The sequence below is a fragment of the Duganella hordei genome (assembly GCF_040369125.1).
Lineage (GTDB): Bacteria > Pseudomonadota > Gammaproteobacteria > Burkholderiales > Burkholderiaceae_D > Rugamonas > Rugamonas hordei.
Map to the genome: position 1 here is coordinate 102,785 of NZ_BPWI01000006.1, position 19,323 is coordinate 122,107.

A 19,323-nucleotide genomic window follows, 5' to 3' on the forward strand; every position below is an offset into this window, starting at 1 on the left:
GTTTTGTTGTTCCAGTGAAACTATTTGGTGAGTAAAGACCGAGAATTATGACTGATGTACAAGATATCCAGCGTCGTCTGATCGAACTCGACGTCGAACACCGCGATTTGGACGCGGTCATCGACATGCTGACGCTGGACGGCCACCACGATCAGCTGCAGTTGCGCCGCCTCAAAAAGCGCAAGCTGCAATTGAAAGACCATATCACTCTGCTGAAAATGCAATTAGTGCCCGATGTGCCGGCCTGAGTCCGGCCCTGCGCCCCAACTAAGTATATTTTGACCGAACACCTTCCCACGCCCGCCGATACCATCCCCGCCGTCATCGGCGCCACGCCAGACCTGCCCCCCGGAAAACACGATGCCGAGGTTGAGCGCCTGTTCGGCGCCGGCGGGCCGCTGGGGCCGGCTGTCGGCGAATATCGTCCGCGCAAGTCGCAGACCGAGATGGCCAAGGCGGTCGCGGCGGCCATCGCCAGCCAGACCACCCTGATCGCCGAGGCCGGTACCGGCACCGGCAAGACCTTCGCCTACCTGGTGCCGGCGCTGCTGTGGGGCGGCAAGACCATCGTTTCCACCGGCACCAAGAACTTGCAGGACCAGCTGTTCCTGCGCGACATTCCGACCGTGCGCGCCGCCCTGCAGGCGCCGGTGTCGGTGGCGCTGCTGAAGGGACGCTCGAACTACCTGTGCCACTACCACCTGGAACGCACGCTGCAGAACGGCCGCATGACCTCGCGCGACGACGTCGGCCACCTGCGCGAAATCTCGCGCTTCCTGAAGATGACCAATTCCGGCGACAAGGCCGAGCTGGCCCGCGTGCCCGAAAACGCGCTGATCTGGAACCTGGTGACCTCGACCCGCGACAATTGCATGGGTTCCGAGTGCCAGTACTACCAGGATTGCTTCGTCATGAAGGCGCGCAAGGAGGCGCAGCAGGCCGACGTGGTGGTGGTCAACCACCACCTGTTCTTTGCCGACGTGGCGCTGAAGGATTCCGGCATCGCCGAGCTGCTGCCGTCCGCCAACACCATCATCTTCGACGAGGCGCACCAGCTGCCCGACACCGCCACCTTGTTCTTCGGCGACACGTTTTCGACCTCGCAAGTGCTGGAATTGTGCCGCGACGTGCTGGCCGAGGGCTTGTCGAACGCCCGCGACGGCGCCGACTGGGGCAAGGTGGTCACGGTGGTGGAGAAGGCCGCGCGCGACCTGCGCCTGACTTTCCCGCAAGACATCGTGCGCCTGTCGCTGCCGCAAATCGCGCCGTCGAGCGACTTTTTCCCTGCATTGCAGACCTTGAAAGACGAACTGGACGGCATGCTGGCGGTGCTGGAAACCCAGGCCGCCCGCGCGGAAACGCTGGAACAATGCCGCCAGCGCGGCTTGGAACTGGCGCAAAAGTTGGTGGATTGGAAATTCGACCCGAAGGCCAAGGTCGAAAAAGGCGCCGAAGCCGTGTTCTGGGTCGAGGCGTATGCGTCGTCGCTGCAGCTGCACAAGACGCCTTTGTCGATCGCCCCCATCTTCAACGGCCAGCGCGAAGGCGTGCCGCGCAGCTGGATTTTCACCTCCGCGACCCTGGCGGTGAAGAACGATTTCAGCCATTTTTCCGAACAGATGGGCCTGGACGGCGAGCCGTCGAAGTCCTGGCCCAGCCCGTTTAACTACGAACAGCAGGGCATTTTGTACGTGCCGCAAGGCTTGCCGGACCCGAATTCCATGGGCTATACGGACGCCGTGCTGGACCATGCGCTGCCGATCATCGAGGCGGCGGGCGGAAAAACCTTCCTTTTATGCACGACTTTGCGCGCCGTGAAGCGCGCAGCCGAGCGTTTGCGCGATGAATTCGAGAAGCGCGCGCTGCCGTTTCCGCTGTTTGTGCAGGGCGATAAAGGCCGCACCGAGCTGCTGGACCAGTTCCGCAAGGCGGGAAATGGCGTGCTGATCGGCTCCCAAAGCTTCTGGGAAGGCGTCGACGTGCGCGGCGATGCGCTGTCTTTGGTGATTATCGACAAGCTTCCGTTCGCCCCACCGGACGATCCGGTGCTGGCCGCGCGCATCGAAGTGATGGAAAAACAGGGCAAGAACGGCTTCATGCACCACACTTTGCCGGAGGCGATTATTAACCTGAAGCAAGGTGCCGGCCGTCTGATCCGCGACGAAAACGACCGCGGCGTGCTGATGTTGTGCGATCCACGGGTGATTTCCAAGCCTTACGGCAAGCGGATCTGGCAGAGTTTGCCGTCCTTCAAGCGCACCCGCGAGCAGGCCGAGGTCATCGAATTCTTCAAAAATAAGAATTCCGAATCGTAACTTCCAGTATCAAAAAATACGCGCCGTCATTCCCGCGAAAGCGGGAATCCATGCTGGCTATGGATTCCCGCTTTCGCGGGAATGACGGGAGTATTTGATATTATGGCAATATCACGACCTTGCCCGTCACCTTCCTGGCCGCCATGTCGTTGAGCGCCTGCGCGGTCTGTTCCAGCGTGTAGCGTCCCGAAATGCGCGGCTTGATCTTGCCCTCCTGCAACCATCCCATCAGCTGCCGCATGCCCGCCAGGTTGGCCTTCGGCTCCCGTTTGACGAACTCGCCCCAGAACACGCCGACCAGCGAAGCACCCTTCAACAGCGTCAGGTTGAGCGGCAGTTTCGGAATCTCGCCGTTGGCGAACCCGACCACCAGATACCGTCCGCGCCAGCCGATCGAGCGGAACGCCGGCTCCGAATATTCGCCGCCGACCGGGTCGTAAATCACGTCCGGACCCTTGCCGCCGGTCGCCGCCTTGATCGCCTCGCGCAAATCTTCCTTGCTGTAGTTGATCAGCACGTCCGCGCCATGCGCTTTGCACACTTCCAGCTTCTCGTCGGTCGAAGCGCAAGCAATAATGCGGGCTCCAAGGGCTTTGCCGATCTCCACCGCAGCCAGCCCCACACCCCCGGCCGCGCCAAGTACTAGCATGGTCTCGCCAGCTTTTAGCGCGGCCCGGTCCACCACCGCATGGTGCGAGGTGCCGTAGGTGAGGGTGATGGCCGCCGCCGTCTCGAAATCCATGCCCGGCGGCATAGGTGCCAGGGCTTGCACAGGCGCTACTAATTGTTGCCCGAAACCACCGGTCGACGTGAACGCGATGACCTTGTCGCCGACCTTGAAAGTTGTCACATCGTCAGCAATCGAGCGGATCACGCCGGCCACTTCGTTGCCTGGAACGAAGGGCAGTTCCGGCTTGAACTGATACTTGCCCTGAACAATCAGCACGTCCGGAAAGTTAACGCCGGCCGCTTTGACATCGATCACGACCTGACCCGGACCGGCTTGCGGATCGGGCAATTCCTGGACGGTGAGGGTGTCGGGCAATCCCCAGGCCTGGCATACGACAGCTTTCATTGTGGTCTCCTTGGTTTGAAAATAGAACGATCGTTAGATTTTTATGATACCTGAAATCGCCACCGGTTTGCGCAAAGATCGGCCTGCCGTCCCTTTGCGTTCGCGCAAAGTGCCTGCTGAGCTGATTGTTAGAGTTGGTTAATCGCTGCACCTTTGGGGTGCAGCAACGGAGGATGTCATGACTATCCGTCACGGCTGTTTTTTCAGTTATGCACACGGCCAACACGCGTATATGAACAAGTTCAAAAACGATTTGGTCGATGCGCTTAAATGTTATCTGGAACCTCACTTCGACAACGAGAACGAACTCTTTGTTGATAGTGAGCAACTCGGTGGCGGGGACGACCTGGATCAGAAGATCGCGCGGGCCTTGTGTGAGAGCGCTTGCATGATTGTTATTTATACACCGAAATACGAGGCCCACGCTTACACTCGTCGTGAGTTTGCAGCAATGCAACTTATCGAAAACGAACGCAAGCTGTGGTACCAGCTGCCCAGCCACCTGATCATCCCCGTCATCATGACCCGCCACCCCGACGGTTTGCCGCCGCAGATTTCCGGGCCGGGCATGTACGTCGACTTTTCCCGCTACACGCTCGCCAGTGGCGACTTGAAGACCAACCCCGAGTTCATTCCGGATATAGAAAAAATAGTCCTTCGTATTGTTTCGCACTATCACTACGTAAAACGATGCACGCCGCCGGGGCATGACTGTGGTCGTTTTGTCATGCCGGATATCCCGCCGGAATGGCGTGCCATTCCTCCTCCACACTTCCCACGCTAAAAGGTATGTCATGGAACCCATTTCCTTGTCCCTGCCGCCGTTGACCGACCACGGCGAAGTTGTCACTTTCTATTCTTACAAGGGTGGGACAGGGCGTACGATGGCTCTGTCCAATATAGCGGTGCTGCTGGCGCGCCAGCAAAACGCCACCGCCCCGGTATTGATGATCGATTGGGACCTGGAAGCGCCCGGCCTGCACCATTATTTCGACCACCACGAGGAGCGGCCGGGGGTGCTGGAACTGTTTGAGGCTTGCCGGGAGCAACTGATGCGCCGCCGCGGCGCCGGGACGCTGGACAAGGAGGCGCTGGCGCAGCAGGTGCTGGCCGACGTCGGTTGGGAACAATACGTCAGCCGGGTGGATCAGGGCAGCCAGCTGTACCTGATGCGGGCCGGCCGCTTCGACGACAGCTACGGCGAGCGCCTCGCGGCCATGCGCTGGGACGAGCTGTTCGACAGTTGCCCGGCGCTGTTCCGCTGCTTTGCCGACAATCTGGCCAGTCATTTCCGCTATGTGCTGGTCGATTCCCGCACCGGCCGCACGGACAGCGCCGGCATCTGCACGACCTTGCTGCCGCGCAAGCTGGTGGTGGTGTTCACGCCGAACAGGCAAAGCCTGGAGGGCGTGCAGGCGCTGGTCACCCGCGCGACCGCCTACCGGCGCAGCCATGAAGACGAACAGCGGCCATTATTGGTCTATCCTCTGCCATCTCGCATCGAAATGAGCGACAGCACGCAGCGCGCGCAATGGCGGCGCGGCGCCCCGTCGCAGCGCATCCTCGGCTACCAGCCCATCTTCGAGCGGCTGCTGGGCGAGTGCTACGGCATGCAGCAATTGTCGCTGGACAGCTATTTCGACGAAGTCCAGTTGCAGCAGACCCGCACCTTTGCCTACGGCGAGCAGCTGGCGGTGCGCCTGGATCAGGGCGGCGACCGGTTTTCGCTGACCCGCACCTTCGAAGCCTTCCTGGACTGGCTGGCCGACGGCTATTTCCCATGGCAATCGCGGCGCGAAATCCAGCTGCAGGCCACCATCGGCGACGCGCGCCATGCGCTGGACGAGGGCGGCGCGCGCGCGCTGGCGCAGCCGCTGGCGCGCGACCTGAACCTGCTGGGCGAACTCTACCGGCGCGAAGGCAAGCTGCGGCAGGCGCTGGACTGTTTCGAGGAAAGCATGTCGCTGCGCCAGCGCGGCCTGGGGGAAGATCATGCCGACACGCTGGCCAGCAAGGCCAACCTGGCGGTGGCGCTGCGCATGCAGGGCCGGCTGGACGAAGCGCAATTCCTCGAAGAATGCGTGGTCGAGGCGCGCCAGCGTCTGCTGGGGCCGGAGCACCTGGATACGCTGGCGGCGCGCGCCAATCTGGCCGCCACGCTGGCGCAACAGGGACGCATCGCCGAGGCGCTGGCGATTCAGGATCTGGTGCTGGAATCCTATCTGCGCCTGCTCGGCCCCGAGCACCTGCTGACCCTGACCTGCCGGGCCGGCCGCGCCGACATGCTGTTCCAGCGCGGCGACACCGAACACGCGCGCATCGCGCAAGAACAGGTGCTGGCCGGCCGCAAGCGTCTGCTGGGCGCCGAGCATAGCGATACGCTGCGCAGCAAGACGGCGCTGGCCTGCACCTTGCTCCGCATGCAGGAGCTGGACGCCGCCCGCAGCCTGTTCGATGCCGTGCTGCAGGCGCAGCTCCACCGCCACGGCCCCGATCATCCGGAAACGCGCAAGGCGCGCGAACAGCTGATCGACGTCCAGATCCAGCTGGGCGGCGAACCGGCGGACAAGCTGGGGGAGCCACTGATGGTGCCGGAGGAGCTGCATCAGGACGCGGCCATGGACGACTACAGCGATGCGCTGGCCCGGCCGCTGCGCGCCCCCGGCGCGGTCTCGCCCGGCGATCTGTGGTCGCGCACCACCGATGAACTGCTGGCGCTGGAAGGCCATATGGCCGCCGCGCGGGCGGCGCCACGCTAGCGCAAATTTATCTGGCCCGGAGCGCCCCGGCGCGCGCAGTCCGGCCATTGCTTCAGGTAAAATCTCCGGTATGAGAATCCTGATCAGTAATGACGACGGCTACCTGGCGCCGGGCATCAACGCGCTGGCCGAGGCCCTGGCGGCCATCGCCGACATCGTGGTGGTGGCGCCGGACAGCAACCGCTCCGGCGCGTCCAACTCCCTGTCGCTGGACCGGCCGCTGTCGGTGCAGCAGGCCGCCAATGGTTTCTATTTTGTCAACGGCACGCCGACCGACTGCGTCCACGTGGCGCTGACCGGCATGCTGGACTACCGGCCCGACCTGGTCGTCTCCGGCATCAACAACGGTCCCAACATGGGCGACGATACGCTGTACTCCGGCACCGTCGCCGCCGCCACCGAGGGCTATCTGTTCGGCATACCGGCCATCGCGTTCTCGCAGGGCGCCCACGGCTGGGAACATATCGAGGACGCCGCCCGTCATGCGCGCGACATCGTCGAGCGCTACTATGCATTGCTGCCGGCGCCGTATCTGCTGAACGTCAACATTCCGAACCGGCCCTACGAGCGGCTGTCGACTCCGGTCGCCACGCGGCTGGGGCGCCGCCACCAGGCCGAACCGGTGATCCGTTCGCAAGACCCGCGCGGCAAGGAAATCTTCTGGATCGGGCCGCCGGGCGCGACCAAGGACGCGGGTGTAGGCACCGATTTTTATGCCTGCGCCCAGGGACAGACCTCGATCACGCCTTTGCAGATCGACCTGACCCATAAAACCCAACTCGATGCATTGGCAAAGGCCCTGGCATGACCGACAAGAACCGTAGCTTTCCCCTCCCGCTATCCTCGGTAGTCGACAAGGGGGCCAAGAAGGCCACGGTGTTCGCGCCGGTGGCCACGCCGCAGACGGCGACCCAGAACGCGGCGCGCCACGTGGCGCCGCAGCACGGTTATTCGAACCCGCGCCCGGTGGCGGCGCCGTCCAAGTCGCACAGCTACGCGATGGAGCGGGCGCAGCCGCTGCCGGCGCCGGCGCCGCGCCAGAATCCGCTGGTGTCCGAGGCGGTGCGCCGCGCCATGGTCCAGCGCGTGGCCAGGCAGGGCGTCAAGGATGCCGTGGTGCTGGGCGCGATGGAAAGCGTGCCGCGCCATATGTTCATGGACGAGGGGCTCGCTTCCCAGGCCTATATCGACGCCTCGCTGCCGATCGGCCATCACCAGACCATCTCGCAGCCCTACATCGTGGCGCGCATGATCGAGGTGATGCGCAACGGCGGCCAACTGAAGAACGTGCTGGAGATCGGCACCGGCTGCGGCTACCAGGCGGCGGTGCTGGCCTGCGTGGCGCAGCAGGTGTATTCGATCGAGCGCATCAAGCCGCTGCACGAGCTGGCCAAGGCCAATCTGCGTCCGCTGCGCGTGCCGAACCTGCGTTTGCACTACGGAGATGGTATGCTTGGCCTGCCGCAAGCGGCGCCGTTCGACGGCATCATCCTGGCCGCGGCCGGGCTGGAAGTGCCGCAGGCGCTGCTGGAGCAGCTGACCATCGGCGGCCGGCTGGTAGCGCCGGTCGGCGCCCGCGCCCAGCATCTGGAACTGATTACCCGCATCGGCAAGGCGGAATGGACCAGCGTTACGCTGGAAGACTGCCATTTCGTGCCGCTGCGGCCGGGCACGGTTTGATTGTGCGGTCGCGTCCGAACCACTAGAACATTAAGATGAGAATGACTAATAAAAGTAACTTGCTCGTTTTGAGCTTTGCGCTCGCCTTGCTGAGCGCCTGTACCACCACCCCGAATCAAGCGCCGGTTGTCGACCGCACCCAGCCGCCGCCGGTCAAGCCGGCCACCCCGAGCGAGTCGGCGCAGGTCACCCGCGACGAGCGCGGCCTGTACACGGTCAAGAAGGGCGACACGCTGATCCGCATCGCGCTTGAATATGGCCAGAATTACCGCGACCTGGTGACCTGGAACAACCTGTCCAACCCGAACGACATCAAGGTCGACCAGGTGCTGCGCGTGCTGCCGCCGGAAAGCACGGCAGCCACCGGCAACGGCGTGCAGACCGGCGCCATCGTCATGCCGCCGCCGGACAAGACGCCGCCGCCGCCGGTGATCAAGAAGACCGAGCCCAAGGGCGAGAAGAAACCTTATTCCGACAGCGCGCTGGCCGAGCTGCAGCGTCCGGAAAACGGCAAGAGCGAAGGCAATGGCACGGCCAAGCCGGCGTCCGTGCCTGCTCCCGCGCCTGCGCCGTCCCCTGCCGTGGTCGCCGCGCCGCCGGTGGTGGCGCCCGGCGCCGCAGCCGACGATGAAAAACTGAGCTGGATGTGGCCGTCCGAGGGCAAGGTCGTCGCCACTTTCGACGAAGGCAAGAACAAGGGCGTCGATATCGCCGGCAAGGCGGGCCAGCAGGTCGTGGCTGCCGGGGCCGGAAAAGTGATGTATGCAGGCAGCGGCATCCGCGGTTATGGTAATCTCGTTATTGTGAAGCACAGTAATAGCTTGTTGTCGGCCTACGCGCACAATCGTACGATTGTGGTCAAGGAAGGCCAGAGCGTGACCAAGGGACAAATGATTGCGGAAATGGGCGATTCCGATGCCGACTCCGTCAAGCTGCACTTTGAAATCAGGCAGCAGGGCAAGCCGGTGGACCCGTCCAAATTCCTGCCTAACCGCTAGCTGAGCCATGACACATACGCCGCACGACCCGATGGATGACGACTCAGCCCCGGAAGATTTCCAGGATGAGGCGAGCGATGATGTCGCCATCGATAGTGCGGACGGCGAGACGGTTCCCGAAGCGGGCGCGGTCCTCGAAAGTGTCGACGAACTGAAAAAGGTGCTGGCGGCCGAGCTGTCGACCGACACCACCCAGCACTACCTGAACCAGATCGGCACCCGGCCGCTGTTGACGGCGCAGCAGGAGGTGCACTACGCCACCTTGGCCAAGGCCGGCGACTTCAGCGCCCGCCAGACCATGATCGAGCACAACCTGCGGCTGGTCGTCTCCATCGCCAAGCACTACATCAACCGCGGCGTGGTGCTGCTCGATATGATCGAAGAGGGCAACATTGGCCTGATGCGCGCGATCGACAAGTTCGAGCCGGAGCGCGGCTTCCGCTTCTCGACCTACGCCACCTGGTGGATACGCCAGTCGATCGAGCGCGCCATCATGAACCAGGCCCGCACGGTGCGCCTGCCGGTGCACATGGTGCGCGAGCTGAACCAGATCCTGCGCGGCAAATATCATCTCGAAGCCCAGCACCACAACGGCAAGGACGCCACCGCCGAGGACATCGCCGAGCTGGTCGGCCGCCCGGTGGAGGAGGTGCAGGACATCCTGGCGCTGTCCGAGCACGCGACCTCGCTGGACGCGCCGCTGGACAACGATCCGCAATCGTCGCTGATGGACATGCTGCCCGGCGACAGCGACGACAGCCCCGACGCCCGCGCCGAGCACCACGAAATGACGGTGCTGGTGCGCGACTGGCTGACCAAGCTGCCGGACAAGCAGCGCATCGTCATCATGCGCCGCTTCGGCCTCGACAACGACGATCCGGCCACGCTGGAAACGCTGGCCGAGGAAATGGGCGTGACCCGCGAGCGGGTGCGCCAGATCCAGCAGGAAGCGCTGGTCAAGCTGAAACGGGCCATGGCCGCGCGCGGCGTGGTGCGCGATTCCCTGCTTTAAGCCCTTCTCATTCTGCTATCATTACGGCCCTGCGCGGCCCGGTGCACGAGCGCCTGCGCCAGCCATTCCCAATTCAACATTGAACGTTATGCAAGAAAATAAACTCTTCATCAAATCGCTCGACATGGACGCCCGCGGCGTCGGCCATATGGAAAATGAAGACGGCTCGCAAGGCAAGGTCGTGTTTGTCGAAGGCGCGTTGCCGGGCGAGACAGTCAGCTTCACCTCGTTCAAGAAGAAGAAAAACTGGGAAATGGCGCGCATGGATGCGCTGCACCACGAATCGCCGATGCGCGTGCAGCCGAAGTGCGTGCATTTCGAGATGTGCGGCGGCTGCTCGATGCAGCATCTGGAGCCGACCGCGCAGGTGGCGATCAAGCAGCGCGTGCTGGAAGATAACCTGCAGCACATCGGCAAGGTCCGTCCGCTGACGGTGATGCGCCCGATGTACGGCCCGACCTGGGGCTACCGCTACCGTGCGCGCCTGTCGGTGCGCCACGTGGCCAAGAAGGACGCGGTGCTGGTCGGTTTCAAGGAAAAGAAATCGATCTTCGTGGCAGACATCCAGAGCTGCCAGATCCTGCCGAAACACGTGTCGGACCTGCTGCTGCCGCTGCGCGCGCTGATCGGTTCGCTGACCCTGTTCAACCAGATCCCGCAGATCGAAGTGGCCATCGGCGAAGGCGTCACCGCGCTGGTGCTGCGCATCATGGCGCCGCTGGCCGGCGACGACGACGTCAAGCTCAAAGCCTTCGCCGACCAGCACAAGATCCAGTTCTGGCTGCAGACCAAGGGTCCGGAAACGGCGGCGCCTTACTATCCGCTGGACCAGGAGCTGCACTACCTGCTGCCGGAATTCGGCATCAAGATGCCGTTCAAGCCGGTCGACTTCACGCAGGTCAACCACTACATCAACCGCGTGCTGGTGGTGAAGGCGCTGCGCCTGCTGGAAGTGCAACCGGAAGACCGCGTGGCCGACCTGTTCTGCGGCCTGGGCAACTTCACGCTGCCGCTGGCGACGCAGGCGCGCGAGGTGGTCGGCATCGAAGGCGCGACCTCGCTGACCGAGCGCGCGCTGGACAACGCCAGGGCCAACGGCCTGTCGGACAAGACCACCTTCTACACCCGCAACCTGTTCGAGGTGACGGCCGAGCACCTGATCGAGCTGGGCAAGTTCGACCGCATGCTGGTCGATCCGCCACGCGACGGCGCCATGGCGCTGAGCGAAGCGCTGGTGGAACTGAGCCAGACCCGTGCCGACCTGCTGCCCAAGCGCATCGTCTACGTGTCGTGCAGCCCGTCGACGCTGGCGCGCGACGCCGGCATCCTGGTCAACGCCGGCTATGTGCTGAACAAGGCCGGCGTGGTCAACATGTTCCCGCACACTTCGCACGTGGAATCGATGGCGGTATTTGATCTGGCCTGATGTTTTTCTTGTAATGTTATTGACTTTGCCGGAGGCGTACGCAACACTGGGCTGATCCCATAATCAGCGTCCGGAGTTGGCATGCGCCTCCTGTTTCGCCTCATCGGCATGGCTGCTTTTTGCAGCATGCCACTGGCCGTCCTGGCCCAGACTTCCGTTATCTCGTTTTCTCCGTCCGGCGTCGTCAAAGGCGTGCGGCAGGCGACCGCGCGCTTCAGCGGCCAGATGGTCCCGCTGGGCGACATGCGCCTCGGCGATCCGTTCAAGGTGGATTGTCCCGAGCAGGGCAAGGGCCGCTGGATAGACGGCAAAAACTGGAGCTACGATTTCGAACGCGACCTGCCGGCCGGCGTGGCCTGCCGCTTCACGCTGAAGGACGATCTCAAGGACCTGGCGGGCACGCCGCTGGAAGGCGAGCGCCGGTTCTCCTTCAACACCGGCGGCCCGGCCATCGTCAGCTCGCTGCCGCGCGAAGGCGCCGGCAATATCGACGAGCAACAGATCTTCATCCTCGGCCTCGACGCGCCGGCCACCGATGAAAGCGTGGCAGCCCACGCCTGGTGCCGCGCCGAAGGCATCAATGAAAAGATCGGCGTGCGCATACTCGGCGGCGCCGAGCGCCAGCGCATACTCGACCAGCGCAAGGAGTTCACCGACCGCTATCTGTCGCTGTACTTCAAGGCGCGCGGCGTGGTGTGGCGGGCCACGGCGACGGTGCGCGACAAGCGCATGGAAAAGCTGCCGCTGGTGGTTTTGCAGTGCAAGCGCAATCTGCCGGCGGAGGCCGAGGTGTCGCTGGTCTGGGGCGCCGGCATCGCCGCCGACAGCGGTATCGTCACCGACAAGGACCAGACCTGGACCTACAAGACGCGGCCGGAGTTCACCGCCCGCTTCAGTTGCGACAGATTGAAGCAGGACGGCGGCTGCATTCCCTTCCTGCCCGCGCGCGTGGACTTCTCGGCGCCGGTGCGCATGGCCGATGCGCTGGCCGTCAAGCTGAGCGGCCCGGGCGGCAAGGTCTTCAAGGCCGCCGTCGACAAGGAAGAGCTCAAGGCGGAATACGTCAGCTGGGTCACCATCAACGGGCCGTTCCCGGAGAAAGCCAAACTGACGCTGTCCGTGCCGGCCGGCCTCAAGGACGACGCCAACCGGCCCTTGTTGAATCAGGCGCGCTTCCCGATGTCGGTGCAGACGGACGTGCAGCCGCCGCTGGTCAAGTTCCCGGCCCGCTTTGGCATCATTGAAGCGAAGGGCGACCGTTTGCTGCCGGTCACGGTGCGCAATGTGGAGGCCAGCCTGGCCGGCCGCACGGCGCGCGTCGATGGCGCTGCGCTGCGCGTCAACGACGCCGCTGCCCTGCCGGAGCAGCAGGACAAGCAGATCTTCGACTGGCTGCAGCGCATGTCCGGCTACGGCTGGGGACCGGTGGAGTTGTTTGGCGACGCGCTGTACAAGCCGCTGCTGGGCGACAGCAAGAAGGCGCCATCCGGCGCCATTGAACGCTTCACCATGCCCAAGCCGGGCGGGCGGCAGGCGTTCGAAGTGGTCGGCATCCCGCTGCGCAAGCCGGGCTTCTACGTGGTCGAACTGGCCAGCCCCAAACTGGGTGCGGCGCTGAACGACAAGCCGTCCACCGCCTACGTCAGCACGGCGGCGCTGGTGACGAACATGGTGGCGCACTTCAAGCAGGGCGGGCAATCGTCGCTGGTGTGGGTCACGTCGCTGGACAAGGGCAAGCCTGTGCCGCAAGCGCAGGTATCGGTGCGCGACTGCCACGGCAAGCAGCTGTGGCAGGGCACCACCAACGCCATCGGCGTGGCCGACATCAAGCAGGAGCTGGCGGAGTCCCGCTGTGACCGCAGCAGCGGCTATTTCATCAGCGCCCGCAGCGGCGCCGACATGACCTTCACGCTGTCTTACTGGACGCGCGGCATCGAAAGCTGGCGCTACAACCTGCCGACCGAAGACAGCAGCGCCGACAACGTCATCGCCGCCACGGTGTTCGACCGCACCTTGCTGCGCGCCGGCGAGACGGTGCACATGAAGCACTTCCTGCGCCGCCATGTGGAGCAGGGCGTCGCGCTGGTCGGCGCCGCCGACGCGCCGCGCAAGGACCAGCGCAACTGGCGCGCCAAACAGTTGACAGCGGAAGAGCGCAAGGCGCAGCCGGGCAGCATCTTCGTCATGCATGAGGGGAGCGAGCAGAAATACGAACTGCCGATCAGCTGGAGCGCGAACGGCAGCGCGGAAAACCAGTGGATCATTCCGGCGGACGCCAGGCAGGGCTGGTACACGGTGATGCTGGGAGGCCGCACGGCGGGCCGCTTCCGTGTCGAGCAGTTTCGCGTGCCGACCATGAAGGCCGTGCTGCAGGGGCCGAAAACGCCGGCCATCCAGACGCCGGCGCTGGACTTGGACGTGCAGCTCAGCTACCTGTCCGGTGGCGGGGCCGGCGGCGCGCCGGTGCAATTGCGCACGATGGTGCAGGACAAGGCGGTCAGCTTCGAGGACTACGCGGACTTCAGCTTCAGCACCGGCGACGTCAAGGTCGGTGTTGAGCGCAGCAACGGCGCCTTCGATGAAGACGAGGGGATGTTCGAGGGAGGAGAAGCGGATGGCGGCGCGGCAAGCGGTCCGGCCGCCGTCAAGACCCGCAATCTCACGCTGGACAAGGCCGGCGGCGCGCGCGTCACGCTGGACCAGCTGCCGGCCGTGCAAACACCGCATGATTTGACGGCCGAGATGTCCTACCAGGATGCCAACGGCGAGACGCTGTCCGTCTCCACCCGCATTCCGCTGTGGCCGTCGAGCTATGTGATCGGCATCCAGCCGGACGGCTGGGTGCTGAGCAAGGACGCGCTCAAGTTCCAGGTCGTGGTGCTGGACCTGCAAGGCAAGCCGGTGGCCGACGCGCCGGTGTCGGTCGACTTCTTCCAGCGGCAGTCTTACTCGCACCGGCGCCGTCTGATCGGCGGCTTTTACGCCTACGAAAACAACAGCGAAGTCAAGGCGCTGGGTGCGGCCTGCGAAGGCAAGACAGACAACAAGGGCCTGCTGATCTGCCAGGTCAAGGCGCCGGCGTCGGGCAACCTGATCCTGCGCGCGAAAACGCAGGATGAACAGCAGCGTGTGACGATGACCAATCGCGAGACCTGGGTGGCCGACGGCGCCGACTGGTGGTTCAGCGCCACCGACAACGACCGTATCGACCTGCTGCCGGAGAAAAAACGCTACGAGCCTGGCGAGACCGCCAGCTTCCAGGTGCGCATGCCGTTCCGCGAGGCGACCGCGCTGATCACCGTGGAGCGCGAAGGCATCATCGACACCTACGTGCGGCCGCTGTCGGGCAGCGCGCCGGTGTTCACGATTCCGGTCAAGGGCGGTTACGCGCCCAATGTGTATGTGTCGGCGCTGGTGGTGCGCGGCCGCGTGGCCAGCGTGAAGCCGACGGCGCTGGTCGATCTGGGCAAGCCTGCGTACAAGCTGGGTATCGCGGCGCTGCGCGTGGGCTGGTCGGCCAATGAATTGAAGGTGCAGGTCAAGGCGGACAAACCGGTCTACAACGTGCGCGACAAGGCCACCGTGGCGGTCAAGGTCACGCGCGCGGACGGCTCTGCGCCACCCGCCGGCGCCGAGGTGGCGCTGGCCGCGGTCGATGTCGGTCTGCTGGAGCTGATGCCGAACGACAGCTGGAACCTGCTCGAAGCGATGATGCAGCAGCGCAGCCTGCAGGTGCAGACGTCGACCGCGCAGATGCAGGTGGTCGGCAAGCGCCACTTCGGCCGCAAGGCTGTGCCGCACGGCGGTGGCGGGGGCAAGGGTGGAGGACGGGAGCTGTTCGATACTTTGCTGTTCTGGAAGGCGCGCGTGACGCTGGACGCCAACGGCGAGGCGACGGTGCAGGTGCCCATCAACGACTCGCTGACGGCGTTCCGCATCGTCGCTATCGCCAGTGCGGAGGCGGATTTGTTCGGCACCGGCCGCGCGGAGGTGCGCAGCTCGCAGGACCTGATGCTGCTCTCCGGCCTGCCGTCGTTGGTGCGCGAGGGCGACCGCTTCCGCGCCGGCTTCACGCTGCGGAATACGACCGCAGGCGCCGTCAAGGTGGCGCTGACCGCTACCGTCGGCGGCAAGACATTGGCTCCACAGCAGGTCGCGCTGGAGGCGGGGCAGGCGCAGGATATCGGCTGGGACTATCAGGTGCCGGTCGGTGCGGCCACGCTGGCGTGGGACGTCGGCGCGGCGATCGTCGGCGATGGCGCGGCGGCCGGGCCGGCGTCGCGCGACCGTTTGAAGGTCAAGCAGAAAGTGGTGGCCGCCGTGCCGGTGCGCACCACGCAGGCGACGCTGCTGCAGCTGGACCGCAAGCAGACCATGCAGGTCCGCCTGCCGGACGACGCGTTGCCGGGACGCGGCGGTGTGCAGGTGCAGTTCAGCCCCAAACTCGGCAGCGATCTGCCCGGTGTGCGCGACTACATGAGCGCCTATCCGTACCGCTGCTTCGAACAGGTCAGCTCGCGCGCCATCGCGCTGCACGACCCGGCGTTGTGGCAGTCTGCGGTGGACAGCCTGCCGGCGCATCTGGACGCCGATGGCCTGGTCAAATACTTCGCCACCATGCAGCAGGGCGACGACACTCTGACGGCTTATGTGCTGTCCGCCTCACAGGAGGCCGGCTACAGCATACCGGCTGAACTGAAGGGGCGTATGGAATCCGGACTGCTGGCTTTCGTGCAGGGCAAGGTCACGCGCTACTCGTCACTGCCGACCGCGGACCTGGCCATCCGCAAGATCGCCGCGCTGGAGGCGCTGTCGCGCACCCACGGCATCCAGCCGGAAGAGCTGCAATCGTTCAGCGTCGAACCCAATCTGTGGCCGACGTCGGCCGTCATCGACTGGTACCTGATCCTTAAGCGCTCGCCGAAGCTGTCGATGCACACGCAGCGCATGGCGCAGGCGGAGCAGATCCTGCGTTCGCGCCTGAATCTGCAAGGAACGACGCTGGGCTTTTCGACCGAGCGTACCGACGACTGGTGGTGGCTGATGGCATCCGCCGACAGCAACGCCAACAAGCTGCTGCTGGCGATGCTGGACAATCCGGCGTGGCAGGAAGACATGGGCCGGCTGGCGCGCGGCGCCTTGGGACGCCAGCGCAAGGGCCGCTGGGGCACCACGGTCGCCAATGTCTGGGGCACGCTGGCCATCGATAAATTCTCGCGCAAATTCGAAAACGAGAAGGTCACCGGCACCGGCAGCGCGACCTTGGCGAATGCCAGCAAGAGCGTCGCGTTCGGCGGCGACACCAACGGCGGCAGCGTCATGCTGCCCTGGCCGCACGGCGGCGCCGGGCTGGAACTCGATCACGCCGGCACCGGCAAGCCGTGGGTGACGGTGCAGACGCAGGCCGCGCTGCCGCTGAAGGCGCCCATATCGAGCGGCTACAAGATCGTCAGGACCGTCACGCCGGTGGAGCAGAAGGTGGCGGGCGTATGGTCGCGTGGCGACGTCTATCGCGTGCGCCTGGACCTGGAAGCGCAAGCCGACATGACCTGGGTGGTGGTCGACGATCCGATCCCGGCCAGCGCCACGGTGCTGGGTTCCGGCCTGGGACGCGACTCGCAGCTGCTCAGCAGCGGAGAAAAGCGTAGCGGCTGGGCGTGGCCGGTGTTCGAAGAGCGTACGTTTGAGGGCTTCCATGCGTTCTACCAGTTCGTCCCGAAAGGGAAATGGAGCGTGGAATACACTGTGCGGTTGAACAACGCCGGACAGTTCAATTTGCCCGCCACGCGCGTCGAAGCGATGTATAGTCCGGAGATGTTCGGCGAATCCCCGAACGCACCGTTCAACGTCAAATGAAACCGATCCTGGCAACCCTGCTGGCGCTGGCCGGCGCCGTGCATGCAGCCGGCGCCGCCAACGCCGCCACAATCGTCGTGCCGACAGCCGAGCAGGTGCGCGCCGCCTGGCGCTCGTCGGAGGCGGAGCTGCTGGACCGTCATGGAGAGCCGATCCAGTCGCTGCGCATCGACATGAAGGTGCGCCGCCTGCCGTGGGTGGCGCTGGCCGACATCTCGCCCAGCCTGCCGGCCGCCGTGCTGCAGGCCGAGGACCAGCGCTTCTACCAGCATGACGGCGTGGACTGGAGCGCCGCTGGCAAGGCTGCCTGGGATAACTTGTTCCGCAGCCGTCCGCGCGGCGCCTCGACCATCACCATGCAGCTGGCCGCTCAGCTCGATCCGCGCTTGCAGCCGTCGGCCAAGGGCCGCAGCTGGGGACAGAAGTGGGACCAGATCCAGGCCGCGCGCCAGCTCGATGCGACATGGACCAAGCCGCAGATCATGGAAGCGTATCTGAACCTGGTGTCGTTCCGCGGCGAGCTGCAAGGCGTCGGCGCGGCGGCGCGCGGCTTGTTCGGCAAGGCGCCGTCCGGATTGAACCTGAGCGAATCGATGATCCTGGCCAGCCTGCTGCGCGGGCCGGGCGCCGCGCCCAAGGTGGTGTCGCAGCGGGCGTGCGCGCTGGCCAGGGAGTTGCGGGCGCCTTCCACCTGCAGCGATATCGAACTGCGGACCATCATCGCGATGGGGCGCCCGCTGCTGGCGGCCGAGACGCCGCCTGCGCCGCAAGTGGCGCAGCAGCTGCTGACCAGCGCCGGCAAGGCGGTGCGCAGCACGCTCGACGGCGATCTGCAGCGCTTTACGCAGACCGCCTTGCGCCAGCAGCTGATGTCGCTGCGGGCGCGCAATGTCAACGACGGCGCGGTGGTGGTGCTGGATAACGCCAGCGGCGAGATCCTGGCCTATGTCGGCAACGCCGGCGGCGGCGAGGTAGACGGTGTGGCCGCGCTGCGCCAGGCCGGGTCGACGCTCAAGCCCTTCCTCTACGAGCTGGCGCTGGAGCGCAAGCTGATCACGGCGGCATCGGTGATGGACGACACTGCGATCGACATTTCCACGCCGTCCGGCCTGTACATCCCGCAGAACTACGACAAGGACTTCAAGGGCCACGTCAGCGTGCGCACCAGCCTGGCCAGTTCGCTCAACGTGCCGGCGGTGCGCACGCTGGTGATGACGGGCATGGACCGCTTCTACGAGCGGCTGCACGACGTGGGCTTGAGCAGCCTGACGGAATCGGCCGACTACTACGGCTACTCGCTGGCCCTGGGTTCGGCGGAAGTGTCGCTGCTGGAGTTGAGCAACGCCTACCGGACCCTGGCCAACGGCGGCATGTACGGCCCGGTGAGCCTGGCGCCGCAGGCTGCCGTGGCGCCGCGCCACGTGCTCGACGCCAGGGCCAGTTTCATCGTCGGCGACATCCTGTCCGACCGCGCCGCGCGCAGCCTGACGTTTGGCCTGAAAAACGAACTGGCCACGACGTTCTGGAGCGCCGTCAAGACCGGCACCAGCAAGGACATGCGCGACAACTGGTGCCTCGGCTATTCGGAGCGCTACACGGTTGGCGTCTGGGTCGGCAATTTCGACGGCCAGTCGATGTGGGACGTTTCCGGCGTCAGCGGCGCCGCGCCGGTGTGGCGCGACGTGATGGACTATCTGCACCGCCAGCAGCCCAGCCGCGCGCCGAAAGCGCCGGCCGGCGTGGTGCGCCAGCAGATCGTGTACCAGCCGATGCTGGAGGCGGCGCGCAGCGAGTGGTTCATCGCCGGCACCGAAAGCCCGGTCATCGCCGTGGTGCAGGACACGCAGCGCGCGCCGAAGATACTGTATCCAGGAGACGCCAGCATCATCGCCATCGATCCCGACATCCCGGACGCCATCCAGCGCGTCTTCTTCCAGGCGCAGGCGGGCAGGGGGCTCCACTGGCGCCTGGATGGCACCGATCTCGGCCAGGCCGGCGCCGACTACGCCTGGCGCCCGGTCGCGGGCCAGCACCAACTGGCCCTGATCGACGCCAACGCCCAAGTCGTCGCCACCACCCGTTTCCACGTCCGCTAGATCCGGGGTCAGATCCGACAATTGGACACGAGCTCTGCCGTAGCGACCGCTACGGCAGAGCTCGTGTCCAATTGTCGGATCTGACCCCGGGTTGAAATAAAAAAAG

At 65.0% G+C, this 19,323-nt stretch carries 12 protein-coding genes; 11 read left to right on the top strand and 1 reads right to left on the bottom strand.

Annotated elements, in window-relative coordinates; genetic code table 11:
* Positions 1 to 47 precede the first annotated feature (47 nt).
* Together ABWW33_RS15845 and yoaA are read left to right on the top strand one after the other, a co-directional pair.
* A complete protein-coding gene (locus ABWW33_RS15845) occupies positions 48 to 248 on the top strand; it encodes a YdcH family protein (protein WP_008450659.1) in 201 nt (66 codons plus the stop codon).
* 30 nt (positions 249 to 278) lie between these two features.
* Positions 279 to 2,315 carry a DNA repair helicase YoaA gene (gene yoaA / locus ABWW33_RS15850; RefSeq protein WP_444550998.1) on the top strand — a complete coding sequence of 679 codons (2,037 nt, stop codon included), beginning with the start codon at positions 279 to 281 and terminating at the stop codon, positions 2,313 to 2,315.
* 100 nt (positions 2,316 to 2,415) lie between these two features.
* Here yoaA and ABWW33_RS15855 read toward each other — a convergent pair whose 3' ends face one another.
* Positions 2,416 to 3,390, bottom strand: a complete 975-nt coding sequence (locus tag ABWW33_RS15855; protein WP_353402786.1) for an NADPH:quinone oxidoreductase family protein — start codon at positions 3,388 to 3,390, stop codon at positions 2,416 to 2,418.
* Between the two features lie 178 nt (positions 3,391 to 3,568).
* Here ABWW33_RS15855 and ABWW33_RS15860 point away from each other — a divergent pair, with 178 nt between their 5' ends.
* The 9 genes from ABWW33_RS15860 to pbpC all read left to right on the top strand — a co-directional run bounded on the left by ABWW33_RS15860 (position 3,569) and on the right by pbpC (position 19,217).
* On the top strand, positions 3,569 to 4,174 hold the full coding sequence (locus ABWW33_RS15860; RefSeq protein WP_176651967.1) for a toll/interleukin-1 receptor domain-containing protein: 606 nt from the start codon (positions 3,569 to 3,571) through the stop codon (positions 4,172 to 4,174).
* Positions 4,175 to 4,184: 10 nt separating this feature from the next.
* Positions 4,185 to 6,149 (top strand): KGGVGR-motif variant AAA ATPase, encoded by a 1,965-nt coding sequence (locus ABWW33_RS15865; RefSeq protein ID WP_444550999.1) that lies wholly within the window; start codon positions 4,185 to 4,187, stop codon positions 6,147 to 6,149.
* Between the two features lie 70 nt (positions 6,150 to 6,219).
* Positions 6,220 to 6,957: a 5'/3'-nucleotidase SurE gene (surE, locus tag ABWW33_RS15870; protein ID WP_176651965.1), complete on the top strand. Its 738-nt coding sequence runs from the start codon at positions 6,220 to 6,222 to the stop codon at positions 6,955 to 6,957.
* Entirely contained in the window at positions 6,954 to 7,829 is an 876-nt protein-coding gene (locus tag ABWW33_RS15875; RefSeq protein ID WP_176651964.1) for a protein-L-isoaspartate(D-aspartate) O-methyltransferase, read from the top strand. The genes surE and ABWW33_RS15875 overlap by 4 nt, the downstream gene beginning before the upstream one ends.
* Positions 7,830 to 7,870: 41 nt before the next feature.
* Positions 7,871 to 8,827: a peptidoglycan DD-metalloendopeptidase family protein gene (locus ABWW33_RS15880; RefSeq protein WP_353402791.1), complete on the top strand. Its 957-nt coding sequence runs from the start codon at positions 7,871 to 7,873 to the stop codon at positions 8,825 to 8,827.
* 7 nt (positions 8,828 to 8,834) lie between these two features.
* Entirely contained in the window at positions 8,835 to 9,839 is a 1,005-nt protein-coding gene (gene rpoS, locus ABWW33_RS15885) for an RNA polymerase sigma factor RpoS (protein ID WP_176651962.1), read from the top strand.
* An 88-nt stretch (positions 9,840 to 9,927) separates the two neighbouring features.
* Entirely contained in the window at positions 9,928 to 11,265 is a 1,338-nt protein-coding gene (rlmD, locus tag ABWW33_RS15890; protein WP_176651961.1) for a 23S rRNA (uracil(1939)-C(5))-methyltransferase RlmD, read from the top strand.
* Positions 11,266 to 11,346: 81 nt separating this feature from the next.
* Entirely contained in the window at positions 11,347 to 17,121 is a 5,775-nt protein-coding gene (locus ABWW33_RS15895) for an alpha-2-macroglobulin family protein (protein ID WP_353402794.1), read from the top strand.
* A complete protein-coding gene (gene pbpC, locus ABWW33_RS15900; protein WP_353402796.1) occupies positions 17,118 to 19,217 on the top strand; it encodes a penicillin-binding protein 1C in 2,100 nt (699 codons plus the stop codon). Before ABWW33_RS15895 ends, pbpC begins: the two co-directional genes overlap by 4 nt.
* Positions 19,218 to 19,323: the final 106 nt, after the last annotated feature.

Bases quoted from the DNA above. Each gene is read 5' to 3' on its own strand.
- ABWW33_RS15880 (WP_353402791.1), top strand. From the start codon at position 7,871: ATGACTAATAAAAGTAACTTGCTCGTTTTGAGCTTTGCGCTCGCCTTG.
- ABWW33_RS15860 (WP_176651967.1), top strand. From the start codon at position 3,569: ATGACTATCCGTCACGGCTGTTTTTTCAGTTATGCACACGGCCAACAC.
- pbpC (WP_353402796.1), top strand. From the start codon at position 17,118: ATGAAACCGATCCTGGCAACCCTGCTGGCGCTGGCCGGCGCCGTGCAT.
- surE (WP_176651965.1), top strand. From the start codon at position 6,220: ATGAGAATCCTGATCAGTAATGACGACGGCTACCTGGCGCCGGGCATC.
- rpoS (WP_176651962.1), top strand. From the start codon at position 8,835: ATGACACATACGCCGCACGACCCGATGGATGACGACTCAGCCCCGGAA.
- ABWW33_RS15895 (WP_353402794.1), top strand. From the start codon at position 11,347: ATGCGCCTCCTGTTTCGCCTCATCGGCATGGCTGCTTTTTGCAGCATG.
- ABWW33_RS15845 (WP_008450659.1), top strand. From the start codon at position 48: ATGACTGATGTACAAGATATCCAGCGTCGTCTGATCGAACTCGACGTC.
- ABWW33_RS15875 (WP_176651964.1), top strand. From the start codon at position 6,954: ATGACCGACAAGAACCGTAGCTTTCCCCTCCCGCTATCCTCGGTAGTC.
- ABWW33_RS15865 (WP_444550999.1), top strand. From the start codon at position 4,185: ATGGAACCCATTTCCTTGTCCCTGCCGCCGTTGACCGACCACGGCGAA.
- ABWW33_RS15855 (WP_353402786.1), bottom strand. From the start codon at position 3,390: ATGAAAGCTGTCGTATGCCAGGCCTGGGGATTGCCCGACACCCTCACC.
- rlmD (WP_176651961.1), top strand. From the start codon at position 9,928: ATGCAAGAAAATAAACTCTTCATCAAATCGCTCGACATGGACGCCCGC.